The organism is Arthrobacter sp. CMU6 (genome assembly GCF_059090205.1).
This window is the reverse complement of record NZ_JBNHFL010000014.1, coordinates 39,934-52,122: the sequence shown is the minus strand read 5'-3', so window position 1 is coordinate 52,122 and position 12,189 is coordinate 39,934. Positions and strand designations below refer to the sequence as shown.

13 protein-coding genes are annotated in these 12,189 nt (G+C 68.4%); 4 read left to right on the top strand and 9 right to left on the bottom strand.

Annotation, left to right across the window (positions count from 1 at the left end; all coding sequences use genetic code 11):
* Nucleotides 1-30 precede the first annotated feature (30 nt).
* Nucleotides 31-702: a potassium channel family protein gene (locus AC5RWD_RS11570; protein ID WP_494020143.1), complete on the top strand. Its 672-nt coding sequence runs from the start codon at nucleotides 31-33 to the stop codon at nucleotides 700-702.
* Nucleotides 703-1,533, top strand: a complete 831-nt coding sequence (locus AC5RWD_RS11565; protein WP_494020142.1) for a potassium channel family protein — start codon at nucleotides 703-705, stop codon at nucleotides 1,531-1,533. It begins immediately after the preceding gene.
* Here the strand turns inward: AC5RWD_RS11565 and AC5RWD_RS11560 are convergent.
* The 4 genes from AC5RWD_RS11560 to dut form a co-directional block, all read right to left on the bottom strand.
* Nucleotides 1,503-2,258, bottom strand: a complete 756-nt coding sequence (locus AC5RWD_RS11560; RefSeq protein WP_494020141.1) for a DUF3159 domain-containing protein — start codon at nucleotides 2,256-2,258, stop codon at nucleotides 1,503-1,505. The two genes, AC5RWD_RS11565 and AC5RWD_RS11560, sit on opposite strands and share 31 nt — an antisense overlap.
* On the bottom strand, nucleotides 2,255-2,584 hold the full coding sequence (locus AC5RWD_RS11555; RefSeq protein WP_494020140.1) for a single stranded DNA-binding domain-containing protein: 330 nt from the start codon (nucleotides 2,582-2,584) through the stop codon (nucleotides 2,255-2,257). The genes AC5RWD_RS11560 and AC5RWD_RS11555 overlap by 4 nt, the downstream gene beginning before the upstream one ends.
* Nucleotides 2,577-3,290: a DUF3710 domain-containing protein gene (locus tag AC5RWD_RS11550; protein WP_494020139.1), complete on the bottom strand. Its 714-nt coding sequence runs from the start codon at nucleotides 3,288-3,290 to the stop codon at nucleotides 2,577-2,579. The genes AC5RWD_RS11555 and AC5RWD_RS11550 overlap by 8 nt, the downstream gene beginning before the upstream one ends.
* Before the next feature lie 73 nt (nucleotides 3,291-3,363).
* Nucleotides 3,364-3,963: a dUTP diphosphatase gene (gene dut, locus AC5RWD_RS11545; protein WP_494020138.1), complete on the bottom strand. Its 600-nt coding sequence runs from the start codon at nucleotides 3,961-3,963 to the stop codon at nucleotides 3,364-3,366.
* Nucleotides 3,964-4,022: 59 nt separating this feature from the next.
* On the opposite strand from dut, the gene AC5RWD_RS11540 reads away from it, so the two are divergent.
* The gene (locus AC5RWD_RS11540) at nucleotides 4,023-4,511 is read left to right on the top strand and encodes a DUF3093 domain-containing protein (RefSeq protein WP_494020137.1); all 489 of its coding nucleotides are present in this window, start codon (nucleotides 4,023-4,025) and stop codon (nucleotides 4,509-4,511) included.
* A gap of 6 nt (nucleotides 4,512-4,517) precedes the next feature.
* Here the strand turns inward: AC5RWD_RS11540 and AC5RWD_RS11535 are convergent, their stop codons facing one another.
* A complete protein-coding gene (locus AC5RWD_RS11535; RefSeq protein WP_494020136.1) occupies nucleotides 4,518-4,817 on the bottom strand; it encodes a DUF4193 domain-containing protein in 300 nt (99 codons plus the stop codon).
* Between the two features lie 265 nt (nucleotides 4,818-5,082).
* Here AC5RWD_RS11535 and sepH point away from each other — a divergent pair, with 265 nt between their 5' ends.
* Nucleotides 5,083-6,600: a septation protein SepH gene (sepH, locus tag AC5RWD_RS11530; RefSeq protein WP_494020135.1), complete on the top strand. Its 1,518-nt coding sequence runs from the start codon at nucleotides 5,083-5,085 to the stop codon at nucleotides 6,598-6,600.
* 3 nt (nucleotides 6,601-6,603) lie between these two features.
* Here the strand turns inward: sepH and AC5RWD_RS11525 are convergent, their stop codons facing one another.
* From AC5RWD_RS11525 to AC5RWD_RS11510, 4 genes are all read right to left on the bottom strand, one after another.
* Nucleotides 6,604-7,386, bottom strand: coding sequence for a thymidine kinase (locus tag AC5RWD_RS11525; RefSeq protein WP_494020134.1), 783 nt, complete (start codon nucleotides 7,384-7,386; stop codon nucleotides 6,604-6,606).
* Nucleotides 7,379-8,647 (bottom strand): alkaline phosphatase family protein, encoded by a 1,269-nt coding sequence (locus AC5RWD_RS11520; protein WP_494020133.1) that lies wholly within the window; start codon nucleotides 8,645-8,647, stop codon nucleotides 7,379-7,381. The genes AC5RWD_RS11525 and AC5RWD_RS11520 overlap by 8 nt, the downstream gene beginning before the upstream one ends.
* Before the next feature lies 1 nt (nucleotide 8,648).
* Nucleotides 8,649-9,389 carry a DUF5998 family protein gene (locus AC5RWD_RS11515; RefSeq protein WP_494020132.1) on the bottom strand — a complete coding sequence of 247 codons (741 nt, stop codon included), beginning with the start codon at nucleotides 9,387-9,389 and terminating at the stop codon, nucleotides 8,649-8,651.
* A gap of 79 nt (nucleotides 9,390-9,468) precedes the next feature.
* Nucleotides 9,469-12,159: a bifunctional acetate--CoA ligase family protein/GNAT family N-acetyltransferase gene (locus AC5RWD_RS11510; RefSeq protein ID WP_494020131.1), complete on the bottom strand. Its 2,691-nt coding sequence runs from the start codon at nucleotides 12,157-12,159 to the stop codon at nucleotides 9,469-9,471.
* Between the last annotated feature and the right edge of the window lie 30 nt (nucleotides 12,160-12,189).

Genomic DNA, 12,189 nt, shown 5'->3' with positions numbered 1-12,189 from the left:
AGCAGTCGGCGAGAGTTGAGGAGAGAACGCGTGGCGCACTTCGTGATCATGGGTTGTGGACGCGTCGGAGCCACGTTGGCGCACACGCTCGAGGATGCCGGCCATTCTGTGGCCATCATCGACCAGGACGACCGCGCCTTCCGCCGCCTCCGCTCCGGCTTCACCGGCCGGAAAGTCACCGGCGTCGGCTTTGACCGCGACACCCTCAAGCAGGCGGGTGTCGCGGACGCCTACGCCTTTGCGGCCGTGTCCAGCGGCGACAACTCCAACATCCTCGCCACGCGCGTTGCCCGCGAGACATTCCATGTGCCGCACGTGGTGGCCCGCATCTACGATCCCGGCCGCGCGGAGATCTACCAGCGCCTGGGCATCCCCACCGTGGCCGCGGTGCGCTGGAGCGCCGACCAGGTCCTGCGCCGCATCCTTCCCGAGCAGCACCTTGCCGGGGACTTCCGCGACCCGTCCGGCCGCCTCGTGCTGGCCGAACTCGACCTGCACCCGGCGTGGGTGGGCCACCCGGTCTCCTCCATCGAAAAGGTGGCCGACGTCAGGGTTGCCTACCTGACCAGGTTCGGCGAGGGGATGCTGCCCGCCGCGGGCACCTCCTACCAGGACGGCGATACGGTGCATGCCATGCTGCGGGTGGACCGGACGTCCGAAGTCGCCCACATCCTCGCCAAAGCACCCGCCAAGGAGTCCTAAGTGAAAGTCGTCATCGTCGGGGCCGGAAGCGTCGGCTCCTCGATTGCCCGTGAGCTGCTGTCCCACAAGCACGAGATCCTGCTCATTGACCTCAAGCCCGAAGTGATCGGGCGCAGCGGCCTGCGCGGGGCGCACTGGCTGGTGGGCGACGCCTGCGAGCTGAGCACCCTGCAGGACGCGAAGCTCGAGGACGCGGACGTGGTGGTATCGGCGACGGGCGATGACAAGGTGAACCTGGTGGTCTCGCTGCTGGCCAAGACTGAGTTCGGCATCGGGCGCACGGTGGGGCGGGTGAACAACCCGAAGAACGACTGGATGTTCAACGACTCCTGGGGCGTGGACGTTGCCGTGAACACGCCCCAGCTCATGACGGCGCTGGTGGAGGAGGCCGTGGAGATCGGTGACCTCGTCCGGCTCCTGACCCTGCAGACGGGTGTGTCATCCCTCGTCGAATTCACGGTGCCGCATGACTCCCACGCCATCGGGCTGACGGTGGGTGACATCGACTGGCCGGAGGACTCCACGCTGGTGGCCATCCTGCGGGACCAGGCACCGATCACGCCCAGCCGGGACGACGTCATCGACGGTGGCGACGAACTGTTTTTCGTCACCACCATCGCGGCCGAGGACCAGCTGCGCGAACTGCTGTCGCCGGGCTCAGGCGACGGGAGCGGGTCCGGCGACGGGCAGGCGCCAGGCGACGAGCACGCAGGGGGCGAGGTCCCGGCGTCGTCCGCTTCGTCAGGGGAAGGCGCCCCGGCATCCCCTGCCCGGGCGACGGGAGGCCAGGAAGCGGCAGATCAGCTGGATGACGACGGCTTCGACGGCTGACCGTCAGGCGTTGCCGCCGGCCGCGTGCTGAGCCAGGCGATCCATACGCCGAGGATGTACAGCGGCGCACCCATGATGAGCCTGGTGGTGGCCAGGGCAGCCAGCCCGTCCGGACCCATCAGGTACAGGGGAACCTGCACCAGCAGGCGCAGCACCAGCACACCGACGATGATCCACGTGCCCAGCCGGTAGGCGCGGACGCGGACGGGGTCCTTGCGCCAGTCCAGGCCTTCATTCCGGATGAACCCGAACAGCAGTCCGGCGATCGGCCAGCGGACGGCGATGGAGATGACCATCGCAACAATGTAGGCCGTGTTAGTCAGGAATCCCGGAAGGTAGAAGTCCTCGGCCTTGCCGGTGGTATTGGCGAGCCAGGCTGAGATGCCCACACCGACGACGCCGGCCAGGGCCTGGGTCAGCGGGCGGCGCTGCACGAGCCGGACCACGGTGAAGACGGCGGCGGTGCCCAGCGCGGCAATGAGCGAGGGCGTCAGCGCGGTGGTGGCAGTGAAGGCGACCAGGAAGACCAGGCCGGGCAGGATGCTCTCGGCGATTCCCTGGTAACCGCCAGCGCTCTTCAGGACGTCGATTTGGCCGTCGTGGGTGCGGTGCAGCCCTGCCTTGGACGCGTAGTCCTCGGCCAGCCCGGCAAAACCCGGGTTCTCGGGCGTGGGCTTGGATTCCTCGCGGCCCGGTCCCGAATCGGAGTTCTCAGGCAAAGTCATTGGTTCTCCTGGCGGGACAGTATCTCGTAGCGGGGGTTGAACATGGTGGGCATGCCTTCCTTAACGGTAAGCATGCCGTCGAGCCTGAGTTCGGTCCCGGCGTCGATCCCGGGAATGCGGCGGCGGCCCAGCCAGATGACGCGCAGCCGCCCGCGCCGTTCCGTGACCGGGGCGTCGTGGTCCGAGACGATGGCCGTGAAGGCTGCCACCTCTGACGGGGGTGCGTAGGTCACCGACTCGATAAATCCGTGGCACAGGACGCGCCCGCGCTCCGGCAGCCCGCGGATGGGTACCGCCTGTTCCTGCGGGCCGCCTGCATCAACCAATCTGGGTGATCTCCGGCCCGCGCTCGGGCTGCTCGAGGTCCGGCGCTGCGGGGGGCACGGGTCCGGCGGCGTCCTTGGGCAGGCGCAGCTGCAGGAGGTCCCGCGGCGGCATGGGGTTTTCGCCCCGGATGACCACGATCTTCCGGAACAGGTCCTCGAGGCCGGCGGCAGCTTCACGGTCCAGCGCGGCCTCGCCGCCGAAAACGCCGCGAAGGAACCAGCGGGGGCCGTCGACTCCGACGAAGCGGGCGACGCGGTAACCCTGGCTGCCGTCGGGGGCACCCGCCGGCAGCTTGGCCACGAGCTCGACGCCGTAGTCTCCCGGGATCTCCTCGACCTGGCCGCCCTGGCCGCCGACGGACTGGCCGATCTGCTCCCGGATCTCGTCCCAGAGCCCTTCGGAGCGGGGTGCGGCAAACGCCTGCAGCTGCAGGCTCGAGCCCTCAAGGTCCATGGTCACGGCGACGACGCGCTGGGTTGCTTCCTCAACTTCAAGCCTGAGCTGCAGTCCGTCGCGGGGCGCAATGAGCAGGGCGCCGAGGTCCACATAGCCGTCGCGGTTGCTGATCTCTGAGACGTCGAAGGGGCCGTTGGCCCTGCGGTGATCCGCAGCATTTTCGGCCGGATTTGGGGTGGCGTCCTCCTGGACGTCCTCCGGCTCTGCCGCTTCCTGCTTCTTGGCTTTCTTGCCCCGCCCAAAAACCATGCGTTGTCTCCTTAGTCGTGATCGTGTCGCGCGCCCCGAAAGGCGGGTGTGCAGCCCAGCCGGTGGTGGGCGGCTACGTGCCCGGAACGGCGAACCCGCCCGTGGAGCCGAACCCGCCGGCACCGCGGACAGAGTCGTTCAGCTCCCCCACGGCGACGAACTGCGCGTGCTCCACGCGCTGGATCACCATCTGTGCAATTCTATCGCCGCGCCGCAGTTCTATAGCCTGGTCCCGGTCGGTGTTGAGCAGGGTCACCGCGATCTCACCCCGGTATCCGGCGTCGACGGTTCCCGGTGCATTCACCACCGTGAGCCCGTGCTTGGTGGCGAGGCCCGAACGGGGGTGGATGAGGGCTACGAAGCCGTCCGGGAGGGCGATGGCCACACCGGTGGGGACGAGGCGCCTCTCACCCGGCTCGAGCACCACGTCCTCGCGGGCCCGCAGGTCCGCACCGGCGTCACCGGGGTGGGCGTACGACGGAGCTTCCAGGCCGTCGTCGAGCATTTTCAGCTGCACCTGCACCGTGGGTGCCCCGAACTCCGCCCTGGGCGGCTGAGCGGCGGCAGCCGTGGGGACCTGCTGCGCCGTGGGGATTTGCTCCGCCCTGGGGTCTTGCCCCGCCGTGGGGACTTGCTGCGCGAGGGATGTCATGGCCGTAGATTCGTCAGTCACAGTCCCACACTCTATCGCCCGCGCGGCTTCTACTCATACTGGCCACTAAGCTTGGGGGCATGCCGGAATCAAGCGCTGCCGTCCCTGCCCGCAACCCGTCCTCACCGGACGAGACAGTACTTTTCTCCGAAAAGCTGTGGCCCGGACTGTGGATCTGGGCGGTCGCAGTGGGCATCGCATCAGCAGGGATCCTGGTCTTCGCCCCCATCAGCCTGGCGGCCGGCCTCACCGCAGCCGCTGTGCTGTTCGCCATTGAAGCCGTCTTGCTGGTCCTGTCGACGCCGTCAGTGGCGGTGACCACGCGCACCCTGCAGGTGGGCCGGGCCAGCATCGAGCGCAGCCTGATCGGCGCGGCAACCGCGTACCGCGGCAAGGAAGCAACGGCGGAGCGCGGCACGCGCCTGAACGGCCTGGCTTATCTCTGCATCCGCGGCTGGATTGACCCGGTAGTCAGGATCGAGATCGCCGACCCGTCGGACCCCACGCCGTACTGGTTGACCTCTACACGGTGTCCGGAAGAACTCGTCGCCGCGCTGACCCGCAAGTAGCCGCGGTCAGCCTTCGCAGTCGCGGCAGTACTGCAGCCCGTTCTTTTCGCGGGCGATCTGCGAACGGTGCCGGACCAGGAAGCAGGAGGCACACGTGAACTCGTCGGGCTGGGGGGGCAGAACACGGACCAGCAGTTCCTCACCGGACAGGTCGGCTCCGGGCAGCTCGTAGCCTTCGGCGAGATCGGACTCGTCCTCCTCCACCACGGCCGTCGGTTTCTCGGCACGGCGGGTCTTCAGCTCCTCAATCGAGTCCTCGTTGAGGTCCTCTTCAGACTTCCGCGGCGCATCATAGTCAGTCGCCATGGCCAGCTGATCACACTCCGTCGAATCGCTCGAATGATTCATCCGGGACAACGCCGGACGAACTTGGTTTGTGCCCGGTACGCGCACATTTTTCCCCAGGCTGCGTGGAAAAGCCATAGCCGGAACCAATGCCTCCCCCGGGGTCTCCACCGGTCCACCTCCAACGATCCCCCGGAATTTCGCGGCGCGCCCTCTCCCCTAACGGGAAAAGACAGTACGGGGTGGCAGAGTTTCGAATGATAGTAATGCCAGGGTGGAGGATTGTATGCAGGATCTACGGCTTGTAGGCGTCCACGACGACGGGGAGCATCTCCTGTTAAGCGGCACCGCCGGCGCAATGTTCCGGCTGCCGATCAATGAGGCGCTCAGACTGGCTGCCAGCCGGCCCTCTGCGCGACCGTCCGCGGTTGCCCCCGTGGCCATGTCTCCACGCGACATCCAGGCGAAAATCCGCAGCGGTTCCACTGCTGCCGAGGTTGCCGCAGCTTCAGGCATGCCGCAGGAAAAGGTCGAGCGGTACGAAGGGCCGGTCCTGGCCGAACGCGCGTACATTGCGCAGCAGGCCCAGAAGGTGGAGGTCGCCTCCCCCGCCCCGGGGCACGACGTCTACCGGTCGGCGTTCGGCGACACCCCCGCCACCCTCGGCGATATGGTGGCCCACCGGCTCACCGCCCACGGCATCCAGTCCTCCACACTGGAGTGGGATTCCTGGCGCAGGCCGGACGGCACCTGGACCGTTGTGGCCAAGTTTGAAGCTGCCCCGGGCGGGCACGCGAGCATTGGCGAGGAACCGCCCGCCATGTGGACGTTCAACCCCACCCGGAAATCCCTGCAGAACGCGAACCGCTGGGCCCAGCAGCTTAGCGAACTGGAGCCGCTGGACGGACCTGTGCCGGCCCGCCGGCTTTCCGCAGTGTCCGACAGGCCTTTCGACTTCGAAACCGACGCGGACGCGGCGGCCCGCACCGGCATTGGCGCCGGCATCGAGCAGCAGAAGGACCCTGACGGCCTGCTGGACATGCTGCGTTCGCGGCGCGGCCAGCGGCTTGGCGTGGATGAGGACAGCGACGACGCCCTTGCCCTGTTGCTGGCAAACGGCGTCCCGGCCGCACACCCCCGGGCAGAGGAAACGCCTGCCGGCACAGAGGCCGAATCGCCCGAAGATGGCACCGCGCACCCGGTCGGCTCAGTGCATTTTGACGGTTCGCATTCTGATGATTCAGAAGAGCAGGACGTTGCGGAGCAGGATCCGGAGTCCGGACCGCAGGAGCATGACGACGACAACGCCGCCGAGGCTCCAGCTGCCGAGTTCACGCTGGCCCGGCGCCGCGACGGCCGGCCTTCGATGGTTTCCCGCCTCAACCTGGTGCCCCGGCATGAGGAGACCGAGGACGAGTCACTGAAGCTTCACGACGGCGTCAGCACCCATACGCGCGAAATCACCATAGTCCCGGGTCACCATGTCCCCGGAACGCACGGTCCGGCCCAGCCTGATGAGCCCGCCGCGCAGGCCAGCGGGCCGGTTACCGGCCGCCCGGCGCCTGCCAAACCGGGGCTGGACGAACTCCTGGGCCGCGGCACTGCCCGACGCCGCCTTGACGGGAGCCGCACTGACGGGAACCGGCTGGAAGGAAGCCGGCTCGACGGCACCCGGCCACAGCCTGGCCAGGGAGCGACCCGCGCAGATCAGGACCGCGACGAACCGGAGCGGCAGCCGTCCCGGCCGAAGCGCTCCAGCGTTCCCAGCTGGGATGAAATCGTCTTCGGCACGCGGGGCGACTAAGTACTAGCTGAGGGCCCGTCCACTAGCACTGGCGCTTTCACTGGCACCGGCCCTTCCACCAGCACTGGCTCGTCCACCGGCACCGTGCCACAGACAGGCGTCCACCTCGAACGGGAGCAGTTGGTCCTGCTGGGCGATAATGCTGGCGCCGTGGGCGGTGACCCTGCGCATGAAGTGCCGCCGGCACAGCGTTTCGTAGCCCACCACCGGCACGTAGCCGTCGCCGTCGGGATCACCGGCCGCCGGATCAATGGCCATCTCCACATCGCCGACCACCACCTGGGCGCCTTCGGTGACCATCACGCCGTCGACCGTCCTGGCGTTATGGGTGGCCCGTCGGCCGCACCAGCACAAGGCCTCAACCTGGAGGACCTGCACCCGGTCCGCGAGTTCAATCAGGCGCTGCGAACCCGGGAAGAGGCGGGTCCGGAAGTCCGACGTGATGCCAAAGGCAAAAACGTCCACGTCTATTTCGTCCACAACCCGTGCCAGCTGCTCCACCTGCACGGCTGAATAGAACTGTGCCTCGTCGCAGATGAGGTAGTCCACGCGGATCCCCTGGGTGCGGCGGAGCACCACTTCGTCCCAGAAGTCCGTGGTGTCGACGACCTCCACGGCCTCCGCCTGCAACCCGAGCCGGCTGGAGATCCGGGAGTCGCCGGCGCGGTCGTTGCGGCTGAACCGCACCCCGCCCCGGCCCCGGGCGCGGTGGATGTAGTCCATCTGCAGGGCGAGGGTGGACTTGCCGGAATCCATGGTTCCGGAGAAAAAGACAAGCTCAGCCACGGGATCCCCGGCGGCCTGCTGTCTTACCGGAAGCTGCCTTGCCCGAGGCCTGGAAACTGAGCAGAGGGACTTCGCGTTCGGCCTTGGTCAGGGAACCGTGCTGGCCCACAACCTCCATGGCCGTCGGACGCACCCGGCGCGTGTCGTAGAACGCCAGCGCGTCCCGGGCGGCCACCATCACATCCCCCAGCCGTCCCGTGACCTCGGGCCGAACCGTACCGAAGAGCCCTGCCGCCACGGCTTCCCCGCGGGTGAACGCCCAGATCCGCTCGCCGAAGCGGGCACGCCAGGCCGCCAGGAGCCGCTCCTTCGCGGCATCGCCGGCGTCGTCCTCGAGATACAGGTGCACCATGCGGGGTTCCCCGGCGGTGTGCCGGACGCCGTCGACCAGGGCGGCATCCGCCGCGTAATCGAGACGCTGCGATTCAGCAACGTCAAGCATCCCGTGGTCAGCCGTGACCAGCACAGTGGTTCCGGCCGGGAGGGACGCGTCCAGGCGCTTGACCGTGGCGTCCAGCTCCTCCAGCTGGTGCTCCCACTGCGGGGACTGCGCGCCGTAACGGTGGCCGGCCTTGTCCAGGTCGTTCACGTAGAAGTACATCAGGGCGGACTCCGCCCCGGCCATGGCCTCGGCTGCCGCCTCCGTGCGGGCGTGCGGCGTGGTGCCGGAGACGAACGTGCCGCCGCGCAGCGCCGCCTGGGTCATGGGCGACCCGCCGAACTGCGGCAGGCTGACCGTGGTGACGGCGACGTGTTCGGAGGCCCGCTCGAAGACCGTCGGGAACGGCTGCCACTGCTGCGGGTCCACGGCGGCATCCCAGTTGCCCAGCATGTTGACCACCTTGTCCTGGGCCGGATCCAGGACGTCATAGCCCACCAGTCCGTGCTGGCCGGGCGCGAGTCCGGTGCCGAGGCTGGCCAGGGAGGCTGCGGTGGTTGAGGGGAAGGCGGCATCCAGCCATACGGGCACAGTCCCCTGGCCCTGCTGCAGGACGCCCCGAAGGAAGGGAGTGTGCGCCGTCTTCTGCTTGAGCAGGCTGCGTCCCAGCCCGTCGGCCAGCACCACGCACACGCGTTTGGCCTGCGGGAGGCCCAGCACGTTATCGAAGCCTGGTACACCGAGGCTGGCTGCGGCGCTGCCCAGCACCTCGGCCACGGAGCGGCGCCCGTAGGCCGGTGCGGCCGGCAGACCGCTTACGGCAGGCCCGGATTCCGTGGTTCGTGTTGCGGAGTCTGAAGAAGGGTTTTCCTGCTCCCGCATCTCAGCGCTTGTGCCCGCGGCTGAGCCGGTTGGCAAAAACGCCCATGCGGGGACGCGGGTGGGTCGCGGATGGCACATGCCGCACCGGGGTGGGGGATCCGGTGTTCACCGCACGCAGGGCACGGGCAAAAAGCTTGGCATCCTGGACCGCCTGCAGGCCGTCCGCTTCGGCGCTGATGCGCAGGACGATGTCTTCCTGGGCGATAGTGCCGCTGTAGCCGTGGTCGGCCTCGCACTGCGGGTCGCCACAGCTGGCCGGCCCCATGTCCAGGCGCTGGCCGCCCGACCAGGCGATGGACAGGGTGACCTCGCGGACAGGGTCCGAAGGCTTGTAGTTCTGGGGCTGGGCGTACATGTAGCTCAGGACCACCGAGCGGATCTGCGCCACCGGGACGGATTCCGTGGAAATCTGCGCCACGATCTGTTCGCCCGCCTCGTCGAGCTGCTGGTCGTCCACGTGCGTGATCACCAGCATGTCCTCGGTGAGGACCAGGACGGTGATGTGCCGGCGGACCTCGGCACGGTCGAAGTGCGTTTCAAGGTGGACCAGGTGTGCGAGGCAGTCCCTGCCGTCCAGCGCGTCATCCACCACGTCGGCCACCAGCAGCGGGTAAAAGCCTGCCTGCTGCAGGGCGCCTTCGAGGCTCTGGCCCTGCACGCTGTGGTTATGTGAGCTGTGCTGGAAAGCCTGCGGGCTGTGGTCGGGCGCTTGAGGCTTCGAGGTGGGAGGCTGGGAGCTCATTTCCCCATTTTCACAGATCGCTGTGGCACATGCTAACCAGGCGCCTGTCTTCGAGTCCCCTGCACCTGCCTAACGGCGCCTAGCTCCGCATCGCCCGCCGCGCGCTGTCGGTGCGCTGGGCGGCGTTGCCGATCCGCACGTCGGCAGCCAGAATGAACGCCCCCTGCGGCGTGGCCAGGACAGGGTTGAACTCCACCAGGGCTATCTCCGGGTGCGCATCCTTGAGCCGTGCCAGGCGCGCAGCCACCTCCTCCAGGGCGGAAACATCGACGGCGGGCAGGCCCTGGTAGCCGAACAGCTTCCGGGACGCGCGGGGTCTGCGGATCAGGTCACGGAGGTCGGCGCTGGACAGCGGCGGTGCCCGGTGTGCCCAGTCGTCCAGCAGGTTAACGGCGTCGCCGGCCAGCCCGAAGGACACCACGGGCCCCAGCAGGGGGTCCTCGATGGCGCGCAGGGTGCACGCCTGGCCCACCGGCGCCATGGTCTGGACCTCCAGCGACGCCGGGCCGTAGGGCTCCAGCGCCCGGCGCATCTGGCGGATGTTCAGCCGGAGGGAGTCCGCGTCCTGGATATCCAGCCGCACGCCGCCCAGGTCGAGGCGGTGGCGCAGAGTGGGATCGGTGGTCTTCAGCGCCACGGGCCAGCCGAGCCTGCCGGCCGCCGCCACGGCTTCGTCCTCCGTGTCGAAGCCTTCCGAGGGCATCACCCTGATCCCGTAATGTGCCAGCAGACGCGCGGCGTCGGCCGGCTCGAGTTGCTTGAGCTGCTCACCGCGGACGTCGGCCAGCAGGTGCTCGAGGTCGGCGTGCGCGGCGTCAGGATCGCACCCGTCGGGATCCACGAAGAGGCCCTGGTCCCGTTCCGCCCACTCGGCGTACCGCACCACGGCGGAGAGTGCGGCAACGGCCGCCCCGGGATTCGAGTAGCACGGCACCGGTGCCGTCCCGGCGTCCTCCCCCACCATGCCTTCCACGTACACGGACGGATCGAGGATGCCGGTGAAGGCCGCCACCACCGGCTTTCCGGCCTCGGCGGAGGCTTCTGCGAGCGCCGCGGCAATCTTTTCCACGGTCAACCCGCGGGCAGGAAGGAAGGCAACCACGGCCGCGTGGACAGCCTCTTGGGCGAGCACTTCGCGGAGCCGCCCACGCAGGGCCTGCAGGGCACGGGACATGCCGGCGTCCAGGTCCATCTCCGTCACGAGCTCCTCGACGCCCAGGCCGTGGGACACGGCGCTGTCCGCCACGACTTTCCCCAGTGCCCCGGAGTTGCTGAAGACCGCCACCCCGGCCCCCTTGGGGAGCGGCTGGGCGGACACGATCTGCGCCACGTCCATGAGCTGCTCGACGGTCTCCACCCGGATGACGCCGGACTGGCGCATCATGGAGTCCAGCGCATCGGCCGGGGCCTGGGTGGTGCGCACGGCATGACCGGGCGGCAGCTGCAGCCCCATGGACGTTGACTTGGCCACGATCACCGGCTTGGTCCGGGCGAGCCGCCGGGCGATGCGGGAAAATTTGCGCGGGTTGCCGATCGACTCCAGATACAGGCCCACGGCGGTGGTGTCGGCGTCGTCCTCCCAGAACTGCATCATGTCGTTGCCGGACACGTCGGCCCGGTTTCCGGCCGACAGGAAGGTGGAGATACCGGCGCGGCGCCGGCTCGACGCCGCGTACAGCGCCACCCCGATCGCCGCAGACTGGCTGAATAGTCCCAGACCGCCTGCGCGGGCCAGGCTTGGTGCCATGGAGGCGTTCAGCGACACCGCGGAGTTGGTATTCACAATGCCGAGCGAGGCCGGCCCGATGACCCGCATCCCGTTGGCCCGCGCCTGCCGCACCAGTTCCCGCTGCCGGGCGAGGCCCCGCTCCCCGTCCTCGGTGAATCCCGCGGACGCCACCAGGACCCCCTTCACGCCGGCGGCCGCGCACTCATCCACCACCTTGGGGACTTCCTCGTAGGGCACCGCAACTATGGCCAGCTGCACCGGTCCGGGCACCTCGGAGAGCTTGCTGAAGGACAGCATGCCGGCCAGTTCAATGGCTTCGGGGTTGATGGCGTAGACGGGACCGGTAAAGCCGCCTTCGATGATGTGTTCCAGGAGCTGGTACCCCACGGTCCCCCACCTGCGGCTGGCACCGATCACCGCTACCGACGACGGTGCCAGCAGGTCCTGCACGCTTCTCGCCTCCGCGCGGTGCTCCCGGGCTTCCATCACGGCACGCGATTTGTCCGTGGGGTCGATGTTGAACTCCAGGCTCACCACTCCGTCGTCGAAATGGCGTTTGACGTCGTAGCCTGCGTCGGAGAAGACCATGAGCATCTTGCGGTTCTCGGGCAGGACCTCGGCACTGAACCGGCGGATCCCGTTTTCGCGGGCCGCCGCGGCGAGGTGCTCCAGCAGGATCGAGCCGATGCCCCGGCCCTGGTGCGCGTCGGCGATGTTGAAGGCCACCTCGGCCTCCGCGGGGTCGTCAAGCCTGTCATACCGGCCGACGCCGATGATGTCCCCGCCGATGGTGATCACGAAGGCCACCCGGTCCCGGTAGTCCACCTCGGTGAAACGCTTGAGCTCGCGGCTGGAGAGCCGCTCCTTGAAGGCGAAGAAGCGCATGTAGATGGAGTTCTGGGACTGCCGCGTGTGGAAGGTCTGCACGGCGTCCGCGTCGGTGGGATGGATGGGGCGCAAATGCGCTGTGCCCCCGTCCCTCAGAACGACATCGGCCTCCCAATATTCCGGATATTCGCCGTCCCCGGGCTGATCCACCATAGGCTTAGCCTAGCTAAACCTCCCGAAGTG